The organism is Halomonas sp. DP3Y7-2 (genome assembly GCF_019800795.1).
In the GTDB taxonomy this organism is placed as follows: domain Bacteria; phylum Pseudomonadota; class Gammaproteobacteria; order Pseudomonadales; family Halomonadaceae; genus Halomonas; species Halomonas litopenaei_A.
The window spans coordinates 515,633-536,602 of record NZ_JAHVKJ010000001.1; the positions used below are offsets into that span (position 1 = coordinate 515,633).

Sequence of the window (20,970 nt, forward strand, 5' to 3'; positions counted from 1 at the left end):
GGCTGGTTGGCGGAGAAGGCGCTAAATCAGGGTCGATAGCCTACCACATGCAGCCTTTGCCACGTTGAAAATCCTTGCACCGCAGCATGAGTCTTGTGCATGTACGCTGGCCAACGCGGTGACGTCTTCGACCAAGGCGCAAGGAACGCGGGGCAGACGACCCCAGGGGCAGAGCGTGTATACTGTCGCCCTTTAGGGTGACCGGGTGCCTGGCGATGGCGTCACGGTGTCCCGCACGGTCGGCGATGGCCGTGACCAAGCCATTTCGGGTCAGTCCCTGGCCCACTGTCTGGAGGGGCGCATGGCAACGCAGGACCGCCAGCCATCACAGCAAGATGCCGAGCCTCAGGACTTTGCCGCGGCCATGGGGCAACTGGAGCACCTGGTGGAACGGCTGGAGTCGGGGGAGCTGTCGCTCGAGGAGTCGTTGAAGGCGTTCGAGCAGGGCGTGGCCTTAACCCGCCATGCTCAGCAACGCCTGGACGATGCGGAGCTCAAGGTTCGCAGTCTGACGGAGAACGCCGAGGGGGGGATGCAGCTGTCGCCCTTTGATATCGGGGAGGACGCGGGTGAACGCTGATACCATGCTGGCCCGTCTGGCCGCCGACAGGGCGCGAGTCGATCGTTGCCTGGAGACGCTGTTCGTGGGTCGCCAGACTGTCGAACCGAGACTCGAAGCGGCGATGCGCCATGGTCTGCTTGTCGGCGGCAAGCGGCTTCGCCCGATTCTGGTCTATGCCGCCGGTCGGGCGCTGGGCGCCAACGACGACGATCTCGACATTCCTGCTGCGGCCATTGAGCTGGTGCATGCCTACTCGCTGGTGCATGACGATCTGCCGGCCATGGACGATGACGACCTACGCCGCGGTCAGCCCACGGTGCACAAGGCGTTCGATGAGGCTTCTGCGATTCTTGCCGGCGATGCCCTGCAGACACTGGCCTTCGAGTTGCTCGCCAGCTCTACGTCTCCTCGCCTGGGGGCATTGGTGGCCACGCTGGCGCAAGCGTCCGGGCGTGATGGCATGGTGGCCGGACAGGCGCTGGACCTGGCGGCAGTGGGCGAACGCCCGGACCTGTCCAGCCTTGAAACCATGCATCGCCACAAGACCGGCGCGCTGATTCGCGCCGCCGTCAGGCTTGGCGGTTTGATCGCGGTGCCCGCAGACGACGCGCGCCTGGCCGCCCTGGATGTCTATGCCGCCGCTATCGGCCTGGCCTTTCAGGTACATGACGATGTGCTTGATGTCACGGGTGACACCGATACGCTGGGCAAGACGTCGGGTGCCGATGCGGCCCGTGACAAGCCGACCTATCCCGCCCTGCTCGGGCTTGAGGGAGCTCGGGCCAAGGCGACGGCACTGATCGATGAGGCGCTCGAGGCCATCGCCCCCTTGGGCGAGTCGGCGGCGCCTCTGGCAGGGCTCGCCCGCTACATGATCGAACGCGATCACTGACGACCACAGGGCTACCATGAAGCTGTTCGACACGATTCCCACCGAGCGGCCGGCAACGCCGCTGCTCGATACTCTGGATACCCCGGCTGCGCTGCGTGCGATGACCGCAGACCAGCTCAAGCGCGTAGCGGATGAACTGCGCGCCTACCTGCTCTACAGCGTTGGTGTTTCCGGCGGCCACTTTGGTGCCGGCCTTGGCGTGGTCGAACTGACCGTCGCCCTGCATCATGCCTTTCGTACGCCCCATGACCGCCTGGTGTGGGATGTGGGTCATCAGGCTTATCCACACAAGATCCTGACCGGTCGTCGCGAAGCGATGACCGGCATACGCCGCTACGGTGGCCTGGCGGCCTTCCCGCGGCGTGCCGAATCGGAGTACGACACCTTTGGCGTCGGCCATTCCAGTACCTCGATATCGGCGGCTCTGGGCATGGCGCTGGCGGCACGTACCCAGGGCCAGGATCGTCGCGTCTGCGCGGTGATCGGTGACGGTGCCCTGACCGCCGGCATGGCCTTCGAGGCGTTGGCCCATGCCGGCCATGTGGATGCCAATCTGCTGGTGGTGCTGAACGACAATGAAATGTCGATTTCCGAGAATGTCGGCGGTGTGGCCAGCTATCTGGCCCGCATTCTGGTCAGCAAGCCGTACCTGAGCATGCGCGAGAACGGCAAGAAGGTGCTGTCTCATCTGCCGGGTGCTCTGGAGCTTGCACGCCGTACGGAAGAACATGTGAAGGGCATGGTCAGCCCGGCCACGCTGTTTGAGGAGATGGGGTTCAATTATGTCGGGCCGATCGATGGTCACGACCTTGATGCCTTGAGTGCCGCCCTGACCAGCATGCGTGATCTCGAGGGGCCGCAGTTTCTGCACGTCAAGACGCGCAAGGGCCGTGGCTTCCTGCCGGCGGAGTCCGATCCTATTGGCTATCACGCCATTACCAAGCTCGAGACTCCCGATGCGGCCAAGGCTCGGGAAGCTGAGGTGGCAACGCCACCCGCGCCGCCAAAGAAGAAGTACTGCAGTGTCTTTGGCGATTGGATCTGCGACATGGCCGCGGCAGACGAGCGCCTGATCGGCATCACGCCGGCCATGCGCGAAGGCTCTGACCTCATCCGCTTCTCGAAGGAGTATGCGGATCGTTACTACGACGTGGCCATTGCCGAGCAGCACTCGGTGACCCTGGCTGCCGGCATGGCCTGCGAAGGCATGAAGCCCGTGGTCGCAATCTATTCCACCTTCCTCCAGCGTGGCTACGACCAATTGATTCACGATGTGGCCGTGCAGGACCTGGACGTGACCTTTGCCATCGACCGCGCAGGCCTGGTCGGGGAGGATGGTCCCACCCACCACGGTGCCCTGGATCTATCCTACTTGCGCTGTGTGCCCGGCATGGTGGTGCTGGCCCCGGCTGACGAGGCAGAATGCCGCGCCATGCTCAGTGCGGCCTATCACCACCCGGGTCCAGCGGCGGTGCGCTATCCGCGCGGTACGGGGCCAGGAGTGGCGATTCCCGATCACCTTGAGCCGCTGCCGATCGGGGTGGCCGAACCGCGTCGCCAGGGCCAGGGCGTAGTGTTGATGGCCTTTGGCAGCTTGAATGGTCCTGCTGCCGAAGTGGCGGAGCGGCTCGATGCCAGCCACATCAATATGCGCAGTGTGAAGCCGCTGGACCGGGACGCCGTGCTCGAGGCGGCCCGTACTCACGAGCTGGTAGTGACCCTGGAGGAGAACGTCGTGGCGGGCGGTGCCGGAAGCGGCATCAATGAGCTGTTGCTGGCCGAAGGGGTCTCTGTGTCGGTGCTCAACCTGGGCCTGCCGGATGTCTTTGCCGAGCACGGCAAGCCGGCTGAATTGCTGCGAGACTGCGGTCTGGACGCTGAGGGAATTGAAGCGGCGATCCGGCAGCGCCTCGGCTGAGTCAGCCTACCGCCCCTTCAGAGCACGACGCGATCGGCCCCCTACATGGGGGCCGATCGCATATGGGGCGGTAGCACAGAGACCGGCAACATAGAGATCGATGGTGTCAGTGCGCAGTGGGTCGGCGCCACGGCGTGGGACGCCACGCTGACGCTGGCACAAGCCGAAACAATAGCGCCAACAATGGCGAGTCGAGTGAAGGAAAGTCGCATAAGACGTCCTGGGCAGTGCATTCGTCGTTAACCTGGCGGCCAGTATCGGTGACGCCCATGACTATTCGATGAAAAGGTGGGCGGCGCACGCTTTCGCCCGCGTCCGGGTGGCGGTGGTATCCTGCCTCGCGTACCCCCATGGTGGTGGGTGGGCGTGATGGCGAGTCGATGACCGTTCAAGCACCTGCCAGCGCCACCTGAGAAGACAGCACGCCGTGGACTGAAACACGGCTCCGACAGAGAGGAATTATGCTGACCATCATTGTTATCGGGGCGGTAATTGGGCTGCTGACCGGAGGCCCGCTGGGCATGTTGATCGGTGGCGGCATCGGCTGGTGGTTGGGCGGACGTCTGCGCGGCGGCGTGATGCTCGGCAAGGGTCTGGCCGAGATGCAACGCCAGTTCATGGACTCCACCTTCGCCGTCATGGGCGCCGTGTGCCAGGCAGACGGTCAGGTCAGCGGGGAAGAGCGTCAGGTGCTCGAGCAACTGCTGGTGCGCCTGCGCTTGCCCGAAAGCACCAAGGCCAGTGCTCGTGCCGCATTCGAACGCGGACGGGCCAGTGACTTCGATCTGGATGCCGAGATCGCCAGAGTGGCACGCCTGACCCGTGGTCGCGGTGCGCTGCGACAGATCTTTTTGCAGGTGCAGTTGTCGGCCATTGCAGCAGACGGTGTGCTGCACCCAGCCGAGCACAACATGCTGATGCGGGTGGCCCGCGGCCTTGGCTGCAGTGAGGCGGAAATAGCCCAGATCGAGGCCATGCTGCGTGGGGGAGCCTCCCATGGGGCAGGCGCCACTCAGGAAAGCCAGAGCCCGCTGGAGGACGCGTACAAGGTGCTGGGTATCAGCCCGGAGGCCAGCGATGCCGAAATCAAGCGCGCCTATCGCAAGCTGATGAGCGAAAACCATCCTGACAAGCTGGCCAGCCGGGGACTGCCGGACAGCATGCGCGAGGTCGCCGAGGCCCGCACCGTCGAGATCGGCAATGCCTATCAGCGCATCCGGCAGGCCCGGGGCCAGGCCTGACCGTACTGGGACGGCTCGGCTGAGCCGTTCTGCTCGCGTCTCAGTCGCTCTGCTTACGCTTCAGTCGCTCTGCTTACGCTTCAGTTGCTCTGCAGGGCCGCCACAAGGCGCTGTGCTAGTCGGCAGGACGCGTCGTCATGTCGGTTCCAGGCGAGGGCGAGGCGAGTGCGCAGGTCGCTCCAGCGAGGCGACAATGGTCGCGAGGTCACGCCCTGCCGGTGAGTCACCAGGAAGCTCTGGGGAGCCAGGGCGATGCCCTCATCTGCCGCGACCAGCGCCAGCAATTGGTGATGGTCGTCGGGCTCACGCAGTCGCTGGGGCTGGTAGCCGTGAATGCGAAACAGGCGCTCGCAGTGGTCGAAGTAGTCCGGATTGTCCCTGCGGGAAAACCAGAACAGGGGGTGGTCGCTCAGCCTGCAAAGATCCACGTCCCGGTCCTCTCCAAGCCGCTCGGCAAGGGCGTCGGACATCAACACCCATAGCGGGTCGTCGGCGACGATGTGGCACTCCAACGGCTCAGGGAGGGTGATGGGCAGACCGACAAGGGCCAAGGATAGCGGCCTCGCGTCATCCTTCAGCAAGCGTGACAGCAGCCTGCTGGACGGTTGGCGCTCGATGTCCACGGTCTGGTTCAGGAGCGCCTCCAGCCATGCGCGGGAGGGCAACAGGCCATCATCCACTGCGGGCGTCATGCCGATGGCAATGGAGCAGGGCTGGTCGTTATGTGCGCTGGCTTCGTGCCAGGCGGCTTCTATTTCCTCAAAGCAGGGGCGCAGCCGGCGAGCAAGGCGCTCTCCTGCCGGGGTCAGGCTCACCTGACGAGTGGTGCGGGTGAACAGCGTGACGCCCAGCTCCTGTTCCAGCGCCTGGATGTGGCGCGTCAGCGGAGGCTGAGTGAGATGCAGCCTGTCGGCGGCCTGGCGAAAGTGCCCAGTATCGGCAACGGCGAGAAAGCTGATGAGCCGGTCGCAACGCTTGAACCATTGTCTGCTGGGCGGCATGGGGCACTCGTCAGGATAGTGAAGAGAAGCAAGGACGCCACTGCCCCCGGCGGTCGACCCATCGTGGATGACCGGGAGGCGTCTTGTGGACGCCAGGGATTGATACGCTGCAAGTATCAATCTATCAGCAATTCTCCCGCGGGCCCACGGCCAGGATCATGCAGCAGGTCAGACAACGCGTCTGACGTGATCCGCCTTAGGTTAAGGAGCCTGCGATGACCTCTCCCTCACATTCCCCACGTTCACTGGGTGACCACCTGCACGTTCTGCCCTTGGGGCTAGGGTGCATGGGCATGTCCGAATTCTATGGTGCCAGTGATGACCGTGACGCCACCCGGCTGATTCACGAGGCCCTGGAGCGAGGCGTGAGCCTGTTCGACAGTGCCGACACCTACGGCCAGGGCCATAACGAGCAACTTTTGGGCAAGGCGCTGCACGGTAGGCGAGACAGCGCTGTGATTGCCACCAAGTTTGGCATCGTGCGCAGGCCTGGCGACTACGCCCGGTCGATCAACACGCGCCCAGAGTATGTTCGCGCTGCCTGTGAGGCTTCTCTCGCACGCCTTGGGATTGACACGATTGACCTCTACTACGCCCACCGTCTCGATCCCGAGGTGCCGATCGAAGAGACCGTCGGCGCCATGTCCGAGCTAGTCACCCAGGGCAAGGTTCGTGCGCTAGGGCTGTGTGAGGTTTCACCTGCCACCCTGGAGCGGGCTGCGGCGGTGCATCCCATTGCTGCGGTCCAGAGTGAGTACTCACTTTGGAGCCGCGGAGTGGAGGACAGCGTGCTCCCTGCGTGCCAGCGGTTGGGGGTGTCACTGGTGGCGTACTCACCGCTGGGTCGCGGTTTCCTCAGCGGCCAGATTCGACGTCGTGCTGACATCAGCGAGACCGATTTTCGTCGCCACGCACCGCGTTTCTCGGCGCCGAACCTGGCCTGTAACATCGCCCTGCTGGATCGGCTGGAAGGGTTGGCACAGCAGCGAGGTGCCACCCCCGCCCAGGTGGCACTCGCCTGGCTACTGGCTCAGGACGACGCCATCATCCCCATTCCTGGCACCCGCAAGCTGAACCGCCTGGACGAGAATCTAGGAGCGCTGTCTCTGTCCTTGAGTGACGCCGATCTGGCGAGTCTCAACGACTGGTTTCACCGGGAGGCCGTGGCAGGGGAGCGCTACACTGAGGAGGGCATGAAAGGGGTCGAGGTGGAGACTCGTCAGCCTGGTTGAACGGCGTGTCGACTTGCACCTAAAGAGGATGGGTTGCGGGGATGGGACAGCGCGGTTGCCGTTTGTGCCGTTAGCGCCTAGGATGCCCCGCTGCCCGCGCGACGCCACCTCCCATGGTGTTGCCCCCTCGGGCCAAGACCGACAAGAACCCAGGAGACTCCCGATGTCCTTCGGACTCTTATCCCTGCTGCCGCCGCTGCTGGCGATTCTGCTGGCGCTGGCGACACGCAATGTCATACCCGCACTGTTCTGCGGTGTCTGGCTCGGGGCCACCATGCTGGCTGGTTACAATCCCGCAGCCGGCCTCTATAACAGCTTTTCTGACTTCATCGTGCCGAGTATCGGTGACGAGTGGAATGCCACCGTACTGATCTATTGTGGCCTGTTCGGCGTGCTGATCAGTGTCCTGCAGCGTACCGGCGGGGCCCATGCCATTGCCCGCGCCATTTCCCGCAAGGTGGCCAGTGCGCGAGGCGCACAAGGCAGCACCCTGGGGCTTGGCATGCTGATCTTCTTTGAAGACTACTTCAATGCGTTGACAGTGGGCAGCGTGATGCGTCCCATCACCGATCGCATGCAGGTCTCCCGTGAAAAGCTGGCGTATATCGTCGATTCGACCTCGGCGCCGATGTGCCTACTGGGCCCTGTATCCACCTGGGTGGTGTTTGTCATGGGCCTGATTGGCACCCAGCTTGGCGAGATGGAGCTGAGTGGCTCGGAATACCTGATCTATCTGTCATCGATTCCGCTGAACTTCTACGCTTGGCTGGCGCTGGGCATGATCTTCTTCATTGTCATCACCCAATGGGACTTTGGCCCCATGGCGCGGGCGGAACGCCGTGCCCGTGAGACCGGAAAGCTGATGGAAGACACCGCCAAGCCGCCCTCTGATACCGATGCGATGGAGCTCAAGGCGCCACAGGATACTGCCCGCAAGCGCAACATGCTGGTGCCTATCGGTGTTCTGCTGGCCATGATTCCACCGCTGTTTCTGTGGACCGGTGACTTCCCGAACAACGACCTGGTCACAGCGGTCGGCAGCGCCGACGGCGGTCAGTCGATTCTGATCGCGACCCTGGTGGCGGTGATGGTCGGCTTGACCATGGGCATGAGCCAGCGCCTGTTCGACTTCCGCGAGGCGATGGATATCGTCGTGGAAGGCATCAAGAGCATGACGCTGGTGTACATCATTCTGGCGTTGGCCTGGTCCATCGGCAGCGTCACCTCGGAGCTGGGCACGGCTGACTATCTGGTGAGTCTGACCGAGGCCAGTATTCCGCCCAGCCTGGTGCCGGTGTTGCTGTTCTTGATTGGCGCCGTGGTGGCCTTCACCACCGGCACGTCCTACGGGACCTTTGCCATCATGATCCCGATTGCCATGCCGGTAGCCGCGGCCATGGATCTGCCGATGGCGTTGGCGATCGCGTCGGTGCTGAGTGGAGGCATCTTTGGTGACCACTGCTCGCCCATTTCCGATACCACCATTCTCTCGTCGGCGGGATCAAGCTGCGACCACATCGACCATGTGCGGACCCAGCTGCCCTACGCCATGACCGCCGGCATCGCCGGGCTAGTGGCGTTCTTTGTGGCAGGAATCAGTGGCACGGTGTGGATGGGCGCTGTCAGTGGCATTGCCGTGATGCTGTCCTTGGCGCTGCTGTTGAAGCTCTTGTGGCAGCCCCGCAGTGACGGGGTGAGGGATGAAGTGACGTACCGCGAGTAACGTGCTGGTTCAGGTCTACGCTGGCAGCGTGGCGCTGAAGACATATCGAACATCGCTGCTGGCGCCCTGCAGGCAGGCGATGGCCGAGAGCAGTACAGCAAAAGGCCCCGTCTGCCTGGCAACATCCAGGTGGGCGGGGCCTTTGCGCTTAGCGGAGCAGGAGGGTCAGGTATCGAGCGGTTAGCTTCGCTCGGCAACATCTCCTGATCAGCCAGTGGTGGCTTGGCGAGCCAGGTCCAGATCGTCTTCGCTCATGGCGAAGTCAGTATGGCGTGCCTGGTTGCGCAGCAGTTCCAGCCGGGCATTGGCCATGGCGTTGCTGGCGTCGTCAGCGATATGCGCATTGCCAACACGGTGTGCTGTTTCAAGTGCGCCAGCATCAATCGTGGACAGCGGCTCGGCGTTAACGGCCAGGGCACGCTCGCTGGCCCGGTCTGCCTGGGCGGTCAGCGGCAGGGCAGCGGCGATCAGCAGGGCGGTAGCGGCAATCTTGGCGTTCATGATGTCTCTCCTGGGGAAGCTCTCGACAGATCGTCTGTCGGTCAGTTCGATGCCGTGGGCACCGAGGCTGTGATATTTCTTGGTCCGAATAAAACGGTCGTTTTAATTTAGGCCGAAAACATTACCCGGTAGTGGCCTGACGAGCCAGGTCCAGGTCATGCTCGCTCATGGCGAAATCGGTGCGCTTGGCTTGCTCGCGCAGCAGCTCAAGACGGGCGTGGGCCATGGCGTCACTGCCGTTGTCGGCGATATGGGTGTTGCCCACCTGATTGGCGATGTTCACGGCGTCAGCAGTGAGCTGGGACAGCGGCTCAGCGTTAAGCGCCTGGGCACGCTCACTGGCATTATCGGCCTGGGCGGTCAGCGGCAGAGCGGCGGCGATCAGTAGGGCGGTAGCGGCAATCTTGGCTTTCATGGTCTCTCTCCTGTGGAAGCTCTCCAGGGAGCTTCTATCGGTCAAACTGCGTCAGTGATGTCGTGAGTGGTGTTGCTGCCGTGACGCATCCCATGTCTATGGTCAGCGAGTCGCGGCTTTCGCTTGTTGTTCACGCCGAAACGATCGGCGCAACCATGGATCAAGAGGCCATCTCACCGGTGATCGTGTGTCGTCGCCATCGATGTCGTCGACTCGATGGCACGGTGATCTGGCCTTAATTAAACGGTCGTTTTAATTTCCGCCGAAAACGTTAACCGGTAGTGGCCTGACGAGCCAGATCCAGGTCATGCTCGCTCATGGCGAAGTCGGTGCGCTTGTCTTGCTCACGCAGTAGCTCGAGGCGGGCATTGGCCATGGCATTGCTGCCGTTGTCGGCAATATGGGTGTTGCCGACCTGGTGTGCTGCATCGACAGCGGCGCCTGATACCTGTGCCAGCGGCTCGGCGTTGATGTGTTGCGCGCGGTCAGTGGCAGGATCAGCGTTTGCCGTCAGTGGCAGGGCAGCAGCGATCAGCAGGGCTGTGGCGGTAATCTTGGCTTTCATGATGTCTCTCCTTGCGGGCCGCTTGGCCCCCTTCTCATTGGTCGACCTGTTTAAAATAAAACGGTCGTTTTAATTTTTCCGGCATTTTTTGGCCCATCTGGGCCTACCGTGTCTTGGCTGTCACGAGTGCTTAGCCATCCACCACCTTGGTCAGGCGTAGCGTCGAACCTGTCGGTCGCTGATGGGGGTGGCTATTGCTTGGCGACATAATATTAACAGACTAACTAACTGTCAAATACCTTTTCAACCTTGGTCTAACTCCGCTTCGTTCCATGGCGCGACTTTCAGGACTCGCTTCTCCGGGCTCGTTTTTGCTGACTCGCTCTTACGGACCCGCTCTTACGGAAAAGGGATCAGGGCTCTCAGCTATAGCGTTGCACCTGACTAGGCTGCTGTGCCTCGATCATTGCCGGCATACGGGTGCGTAGCTGATGCTGTGTGCTATCTCCGTCCACTGTGTCCAGCTGCGCCAGCGCGTACTTGGGTGGCGCTGCGATGGCCGTAGCGGGCAGGACGACGGCGAGAGCAGCGGTGACGGTAACGAGTCGTAGAGCGCGTTTCATGATGTCTCTCCTTGCCGTTACAGCGGAGCCTGAAGGTAGCTCACAGTGTGAGCGCTTGCTGGCCCCGCCGAACGCTGAAGTGAGTATGCTGGGCAGCGGTGCTGTGTGCCAGCCAAGGTCTTCAATGATGCTGATTGACGGTTTCTATTAAAACGGTCGTATGTCTTCAGGGTGTTGAAAATAAAGCCTTACTTTGTAGCGGCTCGGCTTAAATCAAGGTTCAGCATGAAGTTGGTCATATCGACATGACGGGACTGCAGGCGCAGGCGAGCCTTGCTCAAGGCCTCGGTGCTGTCACTGGCGATATGCGCATTGATGATGTCGTCTCCTGGCTTGGCCATCGCGTCGCGCATTGACAGGGGTTCGCTGTTAAGCGCCCTGGCGAGATCGGTGGCGCGAGCATCAGCCTGGGCGGTCAGGGGAAGAGCGGCGATGGCAGCAAGGGGCAGCAGGAACTTGAATTTCATGGTGACACCTCATCAGTAGGAATCCATGGAACGCCATGTTGACGTTTGATCCTCTGTCGGGGCCGCCTTCAGGTTCCTTACAACCTCAGGACTTTCTTTCGATGTCCACGTCGTCTGCTTGAGTGAAATCACCAAGGGCCATCATGTGTCCAAGCTTGCCAGCCTTGGTCGACAGGTAGTGCTCATTGTGGGGATTCAACCCGGTGGTCAGGGCTACGCGCTCCACCACCTGCACCCCGGCCTGGGTCAGGGCATCGACCTTTCTGGGATTGTTGGTCATCAGCTTGAGGCCTTGCACGCCAAGGTGGTCGAGCATGGGGACGCACAGGTCATAGCGTCGCAAGTCGGCGGCGAATCCCAGCCGCTCGTTGGCCTCCACCGTGTCGGCGCCCTGATCCTGCAGATGGTAAGCGCGGATCTTGTTGAGCAGACCAATGCCGCGACCTTCCTGGCGCAGGTAGAGGATCACCCCGCGCCCCTCTTGAGCGATACGCTTGAGCGCCTCTTGCAGCTGATAGCCACAGTCGCAGCGCATCGAGAACAAGGCGTCTCCCGTCAGGCATTCAGAATGCACGCGACCAAGCACCGGGGCGCCATCGTCGATATCGCCTAATGTCAGAGCGATATGATCCTTGCCGGTGGCTTCGTCTTCGAAGCCATGCATGGTGAACGTCGCCCAGGGAGTGGGTAGGCGGGAGGCGGCGATGAAGCGGATCGTCACGAGGTACCTCGAAGTCAAGACAACGGTCGGGCCGTCAAGGGGGCGTTTAGTCTATCAGGAACTCGCGCTCGGCTCACGGGAAGCACTCGGGTAAGCCACGACACACGGTCGCAGGGGCCTCTCGTCAGCCAGTCATTGCGGTACAATGCGGGCAAATCTCCTGTTGGATGATGCCTGCATGGAACTGAAGAACGATCGATTTTTGCGCGCTCTGGCACGGCAGCCAGTGGACCGGACACCGGTATGGATGATGCGCCAGGCGGGGCGCTACCTGCCCGAGTACAAGCGGGTGCGTGGCGAGGCCGGGAGCTTCATGGACCTGTGCCGCGATACCGATCGTGCCTGTGAGGTGACGCTGCAGCCGTTGGAACGCTTTCCGTTGGATGCCGCCATCCTGTTTTCGGACATCCTGACGATCCCCGACGCCATGGGCCTTGGGCTGTACTTCGAGACTGGAGAAGGTCCGAAGTTCCGCAAGCCGGTGAGGACCGCCGCTGACGTGGCTGCACTGCAGGCGCCGGATGCCGAGCGAGATCTCGACTATGTGATGCGCGCGGTCTCCACCATTCGGCGTGAGCTCAATGGTCGGGTGCCGCTGATCGGGTTCTCCGGGAGTCCCTGGACGCTGGCGACCTACATGGTCGAGGGAGCCTCCAGCAAGGACTTCCGTCACGTCAAAAGCATGCTCTACGCCACCCCCGACGTCATGCATCAATTGCTGGATACGCTGGCGGATGCCGTGACGGACTACCTCAATGCGCAGATTCGTGCCGGTGCACAGGCGGTACAGATCTTCGATACCTGGGGAGGGACGCTGTCGACGCCGGCCTATCGCGAGTTCTCGCTCAAGTACATGGAGCAGATCGTGGCAGGACTGGAGCGGGAGCATGACGGCCGCCGGGTGCCGGTGATCCTGTTTACCAAGAATGGCGGGCAGTGGCTCGAGGACCTGGCGGACACCGGGGCGGATGCGCTGGGATTGGATTGGACCACAGAGCTTTCCAATGCGCGCGGCAGGGTCGGCCGGAAGGTGGCCTTGCAGGGCAACATGGACCCGAACGTGTTGTTTGGCACTCCCCAGGCGATTCGTGCCGAAGTCGGCCGTATTCTCGATAGCTACGGCGAAGGGCCTGGTCACATCTTCAACCTGGGCCACGGGATCAACCAGTTTACCGACCCGAGCAACGTGACTGCCTTTATGGACGCGCTGCATGAATTGAGCCCGGCCTACCATGCCAACATCGCGACAGGCTGACGCTAGTGGCGCCACCCGCCAGCGCCCGCGTCATTCAGGCGGGTGGTGGGGGATGGCGTTGTTGCTAGCGGCGGTCATCGCCTGGGGCAGTTTGATGCCGGCCAGCGAGTTGCCCGAAGACCTGCCATGGGACAAGGCCAACCACCTGCTGGCGTATGCCGGATTGGCGGCGTTGGTGGCGCTGGCCTGTGACAGGGCGTGGCTATCGGTGGGGCTGGCCGTCGGCTACGGGGTGCTGATCGAGCTTGCGCAGATCCCGGTGCCTGGCCGCCTGGGGGGAGACCCTTGGGATATGCTGGCCAACACGCTAGGTGCGCTGCTGGGCGTACTGCTCGTCTGTCAGTGCCGACGGCTATGGCGGCGACGGTTATGGCGAGGACGCTGATAGCCGCTGTGGCGGCGCGCTAGAGGCTTGGCTCCTGGCGTCGTCCGGCGGGCTCTTCCTGCTGGGCACGATGGAAATCCAGCCCCGGCTCGCGTTGCTTGCGTTGGGCGAGGGGCTCGGCCTCGCGGGTCACCCGCGCGCTGCCGACGACGGCGTCGTCGTCCTCGATGGAGCGTGCCTGCGATGTCCAGGCCTTGTCGCCATCATGTACCGCCGGACGCCGGTCATAGGAGCGCGTCACTACGGCGCCTGGCGCAAAGCCGGGGCGCTGGGCACTCAGGTGGTGGGGCAGTAACCACAGCTCCGCCAGCAGACGCAAAGCCAGCATGGTCAGCAGGGTGACCCCCGCGCCCACGGCCAGAGGTGGCCAGCTGTCACTCCAGCTCGACATGGTGACCCATGGAGAGCGTGGTATCAGCCACCACAGGCCGGCAGCAAGAACACCGAGTTGGGCCAGAAGGTGGCAACAAAGCAGGGTGCGCCGGGCCAGGGGGGCGCGGGGTAGCAGGAACTGGCGCATGGTCTGGGTCCTCCAGCAGGTAGCCCGTTTTGGACTATCCACAGATATGAATCTTTGCTCGGCGGGGGAGAGTGTGTGCTCACTTGGCTCGCCGGCGGGCCAAGTCGCTGCATCCTACCCCAAATAGTGTCCTTGTGGTCAGTGTCCGAGATGGGCGACGCAGGTGTCGCCGAAAACCATCAGTTGACGCATCTGAGGTCCGTTGCCATGGTGATTCTGTACCGGTCATTGTGCCGGAGTGACAGAGCTCAGGGAGGCGAGGACTGATCATGACGACCTATATCGTGGTAGCCGATGCGTCACGGGCGCGGATTTTCACCCGTGAAGGGCGCCGGTTTGAAGAGCTGGAGAGTCTTGTGCATGCCGAAGGCCGGCTGCATGAGGGGGATCTAGTGACCGACAAGGGCGGCGATGTTCATGAGTCCAGTGCAACGTCATCTCGCCAAGCGGGTAGCGAGGACGTCGCAACGCATCACCACGAAGTACTGTTCGCACGAGAAGTGGCCGATCGGTTGTACAAGGCCCGAGTGGATAACAGCATGGAGAAGCTGATCATGGTAGCGCCCCCCCGCTTCCTTGGTCATCTGCGCGATAAGCTCGATGCTCCGACTGCCAAGTTGGTCATACACACGCTGTCCAAGGACCTGACCAAGGCAGACAGTGCGCGTATCAGCGATGCGGTGGATGATCTGCGCTGAAATAGGCCCCACGTCGCGGCCGTTCAACAGGCACGGCGCGACGTGGGGCGCCGTCACGGTATCTGGGGCAGATCGATCTGGTCGCTGCGCTGGATGCCCTCTGTCATGTGGCGGCACTGTCTAAGGAATTCCCGCATGCCGGCCGTGAGGTACTTGTGCCGGTGCCAGATAAAGGTGAACTGACGACTGAGATCCAGCTCCGGTGTGGGCAACGGGGTCAGGCTGCCACGCCGAAAGGCGTCGCGTAGCGCCAGTCGTGAGACGCAACCGATCCCCAGGCCCGACTCCACCGCACGTTTGATCCCCTCGGTATGTTCCAGCTCCAGCAGGATGGTAAAGCGTCCACGACGATGACGTGCCGCCTGCTCCAGAGTCAGGCGCGTCCCTGACCCTTCCTCTCGCATGATCCAGGGCTCTCTCAGCAGACGGTCCAGTTCCACTGGCCCCGTGTTGGCGAGGGGGTGGCGGGGTGAGCAGAACACCACCAGATCATCCTCGACCCAGGGCTGGGTGATAACGTCATCTTCTTCACATTGCCCTTCGATCAGGCCGAGGTCGAGCTGGTGGTGGCGCACCGCATCAATGATGGATCGGGTATTACGTACCTGCAGGCGGACGCGGCTGCCGGGATGTCGCTGCATGAAGTCGCTGATCAGCAGGGTCGCCAGATAGTTGCCGATGGTCAGGGTGGCGCCCACATCCAGAGTACCGATGCCCTGCTGTCCCCGGAGCAGTTCTTCCACTTCTTCGGCGCGGTCGAGCAAGGCCACCGCCTTGGGCAGCAGTTGGAAGCCCAGGGCATTGAGCTTTAACCGTTTGCCGATGCGATCCAGCAATTGGCAGTCGAATTGTCGCTCAAGCTCTGCCAAGGCGGTACTTGCCGCGGACTGGGACAGGGACAGGGCGCGGGCTGCCTGAGACACGCTTTCGTGCTGGGCGACGGCCACGAAGACCTCCAGCTGGCGAAGGGTGTAGCGCATGGTTGAGGCTCCTTGAGGGGGGATCAGGCACCCGCCGCGGATAGCAAAATTTCCCGATGAAGACTGCCTATATCAAAGAAATAGATAAGACATATCCATACAATTCATTTAACAGATAATATGGCCGGTCTTAGAATTATCCGCAAGATTTGATATCAAGGCTTATTCTTTAAACGTATAAGCCCACGCTTTTAAGGAGTTGGCATGAGCAAGTTTGCCCTGGAAGAGGTGCTGAGCGTTCACCATTGGAACGATTCCCTGTTCACCTTCCGCACCACTCGTGAGCGCAGCCTGCGCTTCAAGAACGGCCAGTTCGTGATGATCGGGCTCGAGGTCAATGGCAAGCCACTGATGCGTGCCTACTCCGTGGCAAGTCCCAATTATGAAGACCACCTTGAATTCTTCAGCATCAAGGTGCCGGATGGTCCGCTGACGTCACGTCTGCAGCACCTGCAGGTGGGCGACCAGATCATGGTCAGCCGCAAGCCTACCGGTACCCTGGTATGCGACGATCTGCTGCCTGGGCGTAACCTTTACATGCTCTCCACCGGCACCGGCCTGGCGCCGTTCTTGAGCCTGATTCAGGACCCCGAAGTGTACGAGCGCTTCGAGAAGGTGGTGCTGGTGCACGGTGTGCGTCACGTGAATGAGCTGGCTTACGCCGACTTCATCACCAAGGAGCTGCCGGCTCACGAGTACCTGGGCGAGGAGATCAGCGAGAAGCTGGTCTACTACCCCACCGTGACCCGTGAAGACTTCCACACCATGGGCCGCCTGACCGATCACATCCGCACTGGCAAGCTGACCGACGACAAGGGCCTGCCGCCCATCGATCCCAAGCAGGACCGGGCCATGATCTGCGGCAGCCCGGCCATGCTGGATGACACCAGCGCACTGCTCGACGAGCTCGGCTTCAATATTTCCCCGCGCATGGGCGAGCCCGGCGACTACGTCATCGAGCGTGCCTTCGTGGAGAAGTAAGGCACCTCGACAGGACGCCGTAAACGACGACGCCGATGGCCACTTGCCATCGGCGTCGTCGTTGGAGCTGGCGGATTGAATTGCCTGGACTGGCCGGTGTGGCGGTGGTCAGTCGCCGAGCGCCTCGGCGATCTCGCGTTCGCCGTCCAGCAGCACCGTTTCGTGGTTACGGATCTTTTTCTGCCCCAATAGATGGACCAGGGCGAGGGCCACGTTGGCTCGGGATATCTGGTTGTTGCCCCCGGTCTCGTCCAGTGACGTGGCCACCCGGCCGGTGGCGTCGTCGTCGGTGAGCCGGCCTGGCTTGACGATGACATGGTCCACCATGCTGCTGCGCAGATAAGCATCGGCGGCGAACTTGGCGGCCATGTAGGGCCTGAGTTTCTCCGGCGCTTGCAGCGGCTGCTCGGCTCGCATGGCGCTGACCATCAGCATGCGGTCCAGCCCCAGGCGGCTGGCCTCGTCCGCCACCCGTGTAGCGGCGTAGAGGTCGATCAACAGTGTCTTGTCGGGCCCGGTGTTCGGACCTGAGCCGGCGGTGAACAGCACCTGATCGCAACCATCGAAGGCGGCGGCGAAGTCGTCCTCCAGGTCGGCGACGACCGTCTCGATCCCCTGTTGCTCGAACCAGTCGCGCTGCTCGGCGCGGCGGACCATGGCGCGAATCGGATGTCCCTGACGGTGAGCGATGGCGCAGACCTGGCGGCCGATCTGGCCGTTGGCACCTATCACGAGTGTGGTCATGTCGTCCTCCTTGTCGATACCTGGGAATGACCATGGCGTCGATGGGGAAGACTTTCAATGGGGAGCGAATCGATGGCGACGCCGCCTGCAGGCCGGTACCCTGTGCGTCTTCCCCTTACCCACCCGCTCAGGAGCAGCGATGAATCCTCAGGACCTGGAACGCCTGGTTACCTTGCCGATGCCTTTCGGCAAGCATCAGGGCACCTTGATCGCCGATCTGCCCGGGCCCTACCTGGCGTGGTTTGCTCGGGTCGGGTTTCCCCCCGGAGAGATTGGACGTCTGCTGGCGTTGATGCACGAGATCGACCACAACGGCCTGAGCGACCTGCTGGAGCCGTTGCGACGCCGGGGGTAAGCGGTAGCGAGCTGTATCGGGAGGGAATCCCCAGGAAGCCGTCGCAATGACGGCGTCCCTGCCGGTCTAGTCAGACCGCGTCCTTGTCGGTCTCGCCTGTACGAATACGGATGACCTGCTCGAGGGGGGTGGCGTAAAGAAAGCTGCCATCGCCCTTTGGCGACCACCCGCCACCCTTCAAGGTTCGCTTAGACGGCGTCCTTGTCGGTCTCGCCCGTATGAATACGGATGACCTGCTCCAGGGGAGTGGCGTAAAGAAAGCTGCCATCGCCGGTCAGACCGCGTCCTTGTCGGTTTCTCCGGTACGAATGCGGATGACCTGCTCGAGGGGGGTAACGAAGATCTTGCCATCGCCAATCTTGCCGGTGTTGGCGACCTGCACGATGGCTTCGATGACCTGCTCCGTCATGCTGTCATCCACCGCGACTTCGAGCTTCACCTTGGGCAGAAAATCCACCACGTACTCCGCGCCTCGATACAGTTCGGTGTGGCCCTTCTGTCGTCCAAAGCCTTTGACCTCTGTCACCGTAATGCCCTGAACGCCGATCTCGGAGAGCGACTCGCGCACGTCGTCGAGCTTGAAAGGCTTGATAATCGCGGTCACCAGTTTCATGGCGGTTTCCTCATCCTGTCCGTGTAGGGGCGGCGTGCGGCATGTCCGTCGCTAACCCGTGGGCGGCGCGCCGTTGCGCCTGACCTGACTAGTGTGACAAAGCATACCCCTGGCAACCAGCAATAAAAAAGGCCCCCGAAGGGGCCAGGTGGAGCACGCCAGCTCACTGGAGTCGCGGGTAAGCTCAGGCTTACTTCTTGGCGACGTTAAACTCGGGGTAGGCTTCGAGGCCGCATTCGGCAAGGTCGACGCCTTCGTATTCTTCTTCTTCGCTGACACGGACACCCATGATCGCCTTGATGATCAGCCAGACGACCAGGCTGGCGGTGAAGACCCAGGCGAAGATGCCGGCAATACCGAGCAGCTGGGCACCGAAAGTGGCGTCGGCGTTGTTCAGCGGTACCGCCAGGACGCCCCAGATACCTGCAACACCGTGGGCAGAGATGGCACCGACCGGATCATCAAGGCGCAGCTTGTCGAGCACCACGATGGCGACCACAACCAGGATGCCGCCTACTGCGCCGATCAGGGTGGCGCCCAGGGCGCTGGAGGACAGCGGGTCGGCAGTGATGGAGACCAGGCCGGCGATGGCACCGTTCAATGCCATGGTGAGGTCCGCCTTGCGGAACCAGATCTTGGCCAGGATCAGTGCTGCAATGACGCCGCCCGCGGCAGCCGCATTGGTGTTGACCAGTACCTGGGCCATGTTGTTGGCAGAAGCGACGTCGGAAACCTTGAGCTCGGAGCCGCCGTTGAAGCCGAACCAGCCCAGCCAGAGGACGAAGGTACCCAGTGTGGCCAGCGGCATGTTGGCGCCAGGAATCGCGTAGATCGCGCCGTTCTTGCCGTACTTGCCCTTACGCGGGCCGAGCACCAGCACACCCGCCAGGGCGGCAGCGGCACCCGCCATGTGAACAATGCCGGAACCTGCATAATCGGAGAAGCCTGCTTCAGACAACCAGCCGCCGCCCCAGGTCCAGTAGCCAGACACTGGATAGATGAAGGCCGTCATGACCACAGCGAAGGCCAGGAAGGCCCACAGCTTCATGCGCTCGGCAACGGCACCGGAGACGATGGACATGGCGGTGGCCACGAACACGACCTGGAAGAAGAAGTCGGCGCGAGCAGAGTAGTAGGGGGCATCTTCGCCACCGGCCAGCACGGCATCGACGCTGTTTTCAGTGCCGATCAGAAAGCCCAGATTGGGAATGATGCCGCCACCGTCGGACGAATACATCAGGTAGTAGCCCACCAGCAGATACATGGTGCAGGCCACGGCGAACAGCACGATATTCTTGGTCAGAATTTCGGCGGTATTCTTGGCCCGGACCAGCCCGGCCTCGAGCATGGCGAAACCGGCTGCCATCCACATGACCAGGGCGCCGCAGATGAGGAAGTAGAAGGTATCCAGCGCGTAGCTGAGTTCACTGATATCAACCATGAGAGTGTCTCGCTATTTATTATCGGGAGTCAGGGCAGGGGCGGACATCAGACCGCGTCCGAACCGCGTTCGCCGGTGCGAATGCGGATGACATCTTCCAGCGGCGTGACGAAAACCTTGCCGTCACCGATCTTGCCGCTGTTGGCCGCGTTGCAGATCGCTTCCAGCACGCTGTCCAGGCGAGCTTCGTCGACGGCCACCTCGACCTTGACCTTGGGCAGAAAGTCCACGACATATTCCGCGCCGCGGTAGAGCTCTGTGTGGCCCTTCTGACGGCCAAATCCCTTGACCTCTGTCACGGTGATGCCCTGGACGCCGTTGTCGGCCAGCGCTTCACGAACGTCGTCCAGCTTGAAAGGCTTGATGATGGCGGTGATCAGTTTCATGGCATGGCTCCCTACGTGCATGGGTGGCGGCTTGTTTCCGCTCGGTGCATGGATACGTTGTCATAGCGGGAAATGTGCCACTTTATTCCTAATATCTTTTATTACATGAACTTGGAGTTAATTGAGGGCGTGTTGGATATGCGGGAGGCTGCATAGCGGGGGTAAATTGCGGCACTGCATCAATGACGATGCACTACTTTGGTGCTTGGCGCTGAGGCGCGTGCGCCATCAGTGAGCGCGCGACGTTCCGTCGTGACGGCGGGAAGGACCGTCGTCGTTAGCCAACCTGGCCCGCCAGCGTTGTAGCCAACGTAGGCAGCCAAGAGACATGCGTTGGGCGTCAGGCTTGCGTATGCTGTCGGCAATAGAGTCGCCGTTTTGATGCACAAGGAGAGCCCCATGATCAGTCAGGATCGCATCAGCCGTTTAGCCCAGCAGATTGGAGAGCGTCTGCAGGGCGCTTCTCAGGCCCCGGAAGACATCCAGAAGGGCGTGCAACAGGTAGTGCGTGGCGCCTTCGACCGCCTGGAGCTGGTCTCGCGTGAAGATTTCGACATCCTGATGGATGTACTGCAGCGTACCCGCTCACGCGTCGAGGCCCTCGAGAAACAGGTCGCAGCCCTAGAGAGCCTGGTCGATGAGCGCGCAGCGGCGGGTCAGACAGGTGCCGATGCAACGCCCGCGGTCAGCGAGGAGGCTGCCGAAATCCCCGTACCCCCTGCGACCCAAGGACAGGACGGCGCGGCCAAGGGCGGTGAAACGCCATCGGCGTGATCTCTACCAGAGCACTTGGCTAATGTAGCGGGCCGGC

At 62.2% G+C, this 20,970-nt stretch carries 25 protein-coding genes; 12 read left to right on the forward strand and 13 right to left on the reverse strand.

The window, feature by feature from the left end; genetic code table 11:
- The first annotated feature begins 301 nt into the window (after positions 1-301).
- From KUV45_RS02240 to djlA, 4 genes are all read left to right on the forward strand, one after another.
- Complete coding sequence (locus KUV45_RS02240; RefSeq protein WP_206942185.1) at positions 302-580, forward strand: exodeoxyribonuclease VII small subunit; 279 nt, start codon at positions 302-304, stop codon at positions 578-580.
- A 4-nt stretch (positions 581-584) separates the two neighbouring features.
- Entirely contained in the window at positions 585-1,454 is an 870-nt protein-coding gene (gene ispA / locus KUV45_RS02245; RefSeq protein WP_222162508.1) for a (2E,6E)-farnesyl diphosphate synthase, read from the forward strand.
- 16 nt (positions 1,455-1,470) lie between these two features.
- Positions 1,471-3,372, forward strand: a complete 1,902-nt coding sequence (gene dxs, locus KUV45_RS02250) for a 1-deoxy-D-xylulose-5-phosphate synthase (protein WP_222162208.1) — start codon at positions 1,471-1,473, stop codon at positions 3,370-3,372.
- Positions 3,373-3,833: 461 nt separating this feature from the next.
- On the forward strand, positions 3,834-4,613 hold the full coding sequence (gene djlA, locus KUV45_RS02255) for a co-chaperone DjlA (protein ID WP_206942196.1): 780 nt from the start codon (positions 3,834-3,836) through the stop codon (positions 4,611-4,613).
- Between the two features lie 80 nt (positions 4,614-4,693).
- Here djlA and KUV45_RS02260 read toward each other — a convergent pair whose 3' ends face one another.
- Positions 4,694-5,614, reverse strand: coding sequence for a LysR family transcriptional regulator (locus KUV45_RS02260; protein ID WP_222162207.1), 921 nt, complete (start codon positions 5,612-5,614; stop codon positions 4,694-4,696).
- A 215-nt stretch (positions 5,615-5,829) separates the two neighbouring features.
- Here KUV45_RS02260 and KUV45_RS02265 point away from each other — a divergent pair, with 215 nt between their 5' ends.
- Both KUV45_RS02265 and KUV45_RS02270 read left to right on the forward strand, forming a co-directional pair.
- A complete protein-coding gene (locus tag KUV45_RS02265; RefSeq protein ID WP_222162206.1) occupies positions 5,830-6,846 on the forward strand; it encodes an aldo/keto reductase in 1,017 nt (338 codons plus the stop codon).
- A 163-nt stretch (positions 6,847-7,009) separates the two neighbouring features.
- Complete coding sequence (locus tag KUV45_RS02270; protein ID WP_206942202.1) at positions 7,010-8,569, forward strand: Na+/H+ antiporter NhaC family protein; 1,560 nt, start codon at positions 7,010-7,012, stop codon at positions 8,567-8,569.
- Positions 8,570-8,776: 207 nt separating this feature from the next.
- Here the strand turns inward: KUV45_RS02270 and KUV45_RS02275 are convergent, their stop codons facing one another.
- The 6 genes from KUV45_RS02275 to ribA form a co-directional block, all read right to left on the reverse strand.
- Complete coding sequence (locus KUV45_RS02275) at positions 8,777-9,070, reverse strand: hypothetical protein (protein WP_222162205.1); 294 nt, start codon at positions 9,068-9,070, stop codon at positions 8,777-8,779.
- Between the two features lie 121 nt (positions 9,071-9,191).
- The gene (locus KUV45_RS02280; protein ID WP_222162204.1) at positions 9,192-9,485 is read right to left on the reverse strand and encodes a hypothetical protein; all 294 of its coding nucleotides are present in this window, start codon (positions 9,483-9,485) and stop codon (positions 9,192-9,194) included.
- Between the two features lie 271 nt (positions 9,486-9,756).
- A complete protein-coding gene (locus KUV45_RS02285) occupies positions 9,757-10,050 on the reverse strand; it encodes a hypothetical protein (protein WP_206942208.1) in 294 nt (97 codons plus the stop codon).
- A gap of 362 nt (positions 10,051-10,412) precedes the next feature.
- Positions 10,413-10,613: a hypothetical protein gene (locus KUV45_RS02290; protein ID WP_222162203.1), complete on the reverse strand. Its 201-nt coding sequence runs from the start codon at positions 10,611-10,613 to the stop codon at positions 10,413-10,415.
- Between the two features lie 188 nt (positions 10,614-10,801).
- Entirely contained in the window at positions 10,802-11,080 is a 279-nt protein-coding gene (locus KUV45_RS02295) for a hypothetical protein (RefSeq protein WP_222162202.1), read from the reverse strand.
- Positions 11,081-11,165: 85 nt separating this feature from the next.
- The gene (gene ribA / locus KUV45_RS02300; protein WP_206942213.1) at positions 11,166-11,801 is read right to left on the reverse strand and encodes a GTP cyclohydrolase II; all 636 of its coding nucleotides are present in this window, start codon (positions 11,799-11,801) and stop codon (positions 11,166-11,168) included.
- 178 nt (positions 11,802-11,979) lie between these two features.
- Here ribA and hemE point away from each other — a divergent pair, with 178 nt between their 5' ends.
- Complete coding sequence (gene hemE, locus KUV45_RS02305; protein WP_206942215.1) at positions 11,980-13,056, forward strand: uroporphyrinogen decarboxylase; 1,077 nt, start codon at positions 11,980-11,982, stop codon at positions 13,054-13,056.
- Positions 13,057-13,108: 52 nt separating this feature from the next.
- Entirely contained in the window at positions 13,109-13,441 is a 333-nt protein-coding gene (locus KUV45_RS02310) for a VanZ family protein (RefSeq protein ID WP_224851913.1), read from the forward strand.
- A gap of 19 nt (positions 13,442-13,460) precedes the next feature.
- Here KUV45_RS02310 and KUV45_RS02315 read toward each other — a convergent pair whose 3' ends face one another.
- On the reverse strand, positions 13,461-13,961 hold the full coding sequence (locus tag KUV45_RS02315; RefSeq protein ID WP_206942219.1) for a hypothetical protein: 501 nt from the start codon (positions 13,959-13,961) through the stop codon (positions 13,461-13,463).
- A gap of 269 nt (positions 13,962-14,230) precedes the next feature.
- Between KUV45_RS02315 and KUV45_RS02320 the strand changes: the two genes are divergently transcribed.
- Positions 14,231-14,659 (forward strand): host attachment protein, encoded by a 429-nt coding sequence (locus KUV45_RS02320; protein ID WP_206942221.1) that lies wholly within the window; start codon positions 14,231-14,233, stop codon positions 14,657-14,659.
- 53 nt (positions 14,660-14,712) lie between these two features.
- Here KUV45_RS02320 and KUV45_RS02325 read toward each other — a convergent pair whose 3' ends face one another.
- Positions 14,713-15,639, reverse strand: coding sequence for a LysR family transcriptional regulator (locus KUV45_RS02325; RefSeq protein ID WP_206942223.1), 927 nt, complete (start codon positions 15,637-15,639; stop codon positions 14,713-14,715).
- 204 nt (positions 15,640-15,843) lie between these two features.
- On the opposite strand from KUV45_RS02325, the gene KUV45_RS02330 reads away from it, so the two are divergent.
- Positions 15,844-16,620, forward strand: a complete 777-nt coding sequence (locus tag KUV45_RS02330) for a ferredoxin--NADP reductase (protein ID WP_045993904.1) — start codon at positions 15,844-15,846, stop codon at positions 16,618-16,620.
- Positions 16,621-16,728: 108 nt separating this feature from the next.
- Here the strand turns inward: KUV45_RS02330 and KUV45_RS02335 are convergent, their stop codons facing one another.
- Positions 16,729-17,364 carry an SDR family oxidoreductase gene (locus KUV45_RS02335; protein WP_222162200.1) on the reverse strand — a complete coding sequence of 212 codons (636 nt, stop codon included), beginning with the start codon at positions 17,362-17,364 and terminating at the stop codon, positions 16,729-16,731.
- A 139-nt stretch (positions 17,365-17,503) separates the two neighbouring features.
- Here KUV45_RS02335 and KUV45_RS02340 point away from each other — a divergent pair, with 139 nt between their 5' ends.
- Positions 17,504-17,719 (forward strand): DUF3820 family protein, encoded by a 216-nt coding sequence (locus KUV45_RS02340; RefSeq protein ID WP_045993906.1) that lies wholly within the window; start codon positions 17,504-17,506, stop codon positions 17,717-17,719.
- Between the two features lie 274 nt (positions 17,720-17,993).
- On the opposite strand, the gene glnK is transcribed toward KUV45_RS02340, so the two are convergent.
- From glnK to KUV45_RS02355, 3 genes are all read right to left on the reverse strand, one after another.
- Complete coding sequence (gene glnK / locus KUV45_RS02345; RefSeq protein WP_206942236.1) at positions 17,994-18,332, reverse strand: P-II family nitrogen regulator; 339 nt, start codon at positions 18,330-18,332, stop codon at positions 17,994-17,996.
- Positions 18,333-18,522: 190 nt separating this feature from the next.
- Entirely contained in the window at positions 18,523-19,773 is a 1,251-nt protein-coding gene (locus tag KUV45_RS02350; protein WP_206942239.1) for an ammonium transporter, read from the reverse strand.
- A 47-nt stretch (positions 19,774-19,820) separates the two neighbouring features.
- On the reverse strand, positions 19,821-20,159 hold the full coding sequence (locus KUV45_RS02355) for a P-II family nitrogen regulator (RefSeq protein ID WP_206942240.1): 339 nt from the start codon (positions 20,157-20,159) through the stop codon (positions 19,821-19,823).
- 399 nt (positions 20,160-20,558) lie between these two features.
- On the opposite strand from KUV45_RS02355, the gene KUV45_RS20245 reads away from it, so the two are divergent.
- The gene (locus tag KUV45_RS20245) at positions 20,559-20,933 is read left to right on the forward strand and encodes an accessory factor UbiK family protein (RefSeq protein WP_224851911.1); all 375 of its coding nucleotides are present in this window, start codon (positions 20,559-20,561) and stop codon (positions 20,931-20,933) included.
- The last annotated feature ends 37 nt before the right edge of the window (positions 20,934-20,970 follow it).

Coding starts and splice junctions, on each gene's coding strand:
- KUV45_RS02240 (WP_206942185.1), top strand. CDS start 302: ATGGCAACGCAGGACCGCCAGCCATCACAGCAAGATGCCGAGCCTCAG.
- ispA (WP_222162508.1), top strand. CDS start 585: ATGCTGGCCCGTCTGGCCGCCGACAGGGCGCGAGTCGATCGTTGCCTG.
- dxs (WP_222162208.1), top strand. CDS start 1,471: ATGAAGCTGTTCGACACGATTCCCACCGAGCGGCCGGCAACGCCGCTG.
- djlA (WP_206942196.1), top strand. CDS start 3,834: ATGCTGACCATCATTGTTATCGGGGCGGTAATTGGGCTGCTGACCGGA.
- KUV45_RS02260 (WP_222162207.1), bottom strand. CDS start 5,614: ATGCCGCCCAGCAGACAATGGTTCAAGCGTTGCGACCGGCTCATCAGC.
- KUV45_RS02265 (WP_222162206.1), top strand. CDS start 5,830: ATGACCTCTCCCTCACATTCCCCACGTTCACTGGGTGACCACCTGCAC.
- KUV45_RS02270 (WP_206942202.1), top strand. CDS start 7,010: ATGTCCTTCGGACTCTTATCCCTGCTGCCGCCGCTGCTGGCGATTCTG.
- KUV45_RS02275 (WP_222162205.1), bottom strand. CDS start 9,070: ATGAACGCCAAGATTGCCGCTACCGCCCTGCTGATCGCCGCTGCCCTG.
- KUV45_RS02280 (WP_222162204.1), bottom strand. CDS start 9,485: ATGAAAGCCAAGATTGCCGCTACCGCCCTACTGATCGCCGCCGCTCTG.
- KUV45_RS02285 (WP_206942208.1), bottom strand. CDS start 10,050: ATGAAAGCCAAGATTACCGCCACAGCCCTGCTGATCGCTGCTGCCCTG.
- KUV45_RS02290 (WP_222162203.1), bottom strand. CDS start 10,613: ATGAAACGCGCTCTACGACTCGTTACCGTCACCGCTGCTCTCGCCGTC.
- KUV45_RS02295 (WP_222162202.1), bottom strand. CDS start 11,080: ATGAAATTCAAGTTCCTGCTGCCCCTTGCTGCCATCGCCGCTCTTCCC.
- hemE (WP_206942215.1), top strand. CDS start 11,980: ATGGAACTGAAGAACGATCGATTTTTGCGCGCTCTGGCACGGCAGCCA.
- KUV45_RS02310 (WP_224851913.1), top strand. CDS start 13,109: ATGGCGTTGTTGCTAGCGGCGGTCATCGCCTGGGGCAGTTTGATGCCG.
- KUV45_RS02315 (WP_206942219.1), bottom strand. CDS start 13,961: ATGCGCCAGTTCCTGCTACCCCGCGCCCCCCTGGCCCGGCGCACCCTG.
- KUV45_RS02320 (WP_206942221.1), top strand. CDS start 14,231: ATGACGACCTATATCGTGGTAGCCGATGCGTCACGGGCGCGGATTTTC.
- KUV45_RS02325 (WP_206942223.1), bottom strand. CDS start 15,639: ATGCGCTACACCCTTCGCCAGCTGGAGGTCTTCGTGGCCGTCGCCCAG.
- KUV45_RS02330 (WP_045993904.1), top strand. CDS start 15,844: ATGAGCAAGTTTGCCCTGGAAGAGGTGCTGAGCGTTCACCATTGGAAC.
- KUV45_RS02335 (WP_222162200.1), bottom strand. CDS start 17,364: ATGACCACACTCGTGATAGGTGCCAACGGCCAGATCGGCCGCCAGGTC.
- KUV45_RS02340 (WP_045993906.1), top strand. CDS start 17,504: ATGAATCCTCAGGACCTGGAACGCCTGGTTACCTTGCCGATGCCTTTC.
- glnK (WP_206942236.1), bottom strand. CDS start 18,332: ATGAAACTGGTGACCGCGATTATCAAGCCTTTCAAGCTCGACGACGTG.
- KUV45_RS02350 (WP_206942239.1), bottom strand. CDS start 19,773: ATGGTTGATATCAGTGAACTCAGCTACGCGCTGGATACCTTCTACTTC.
- KUV45_RS02355 (WP_206942240.1), bottom strand. CDS start 20,159: ATGAAACTGATCACCGCCATCATCAAGCCTTTCAAGCTGGACGACGTT.
- KUV45_RS20245 (WP_224851911.1), top strand. CDS start 20,559: ATGATCAGTCAGGATCGCATCAGCCGTTTAGCCCAGCAGATTGGAGAG.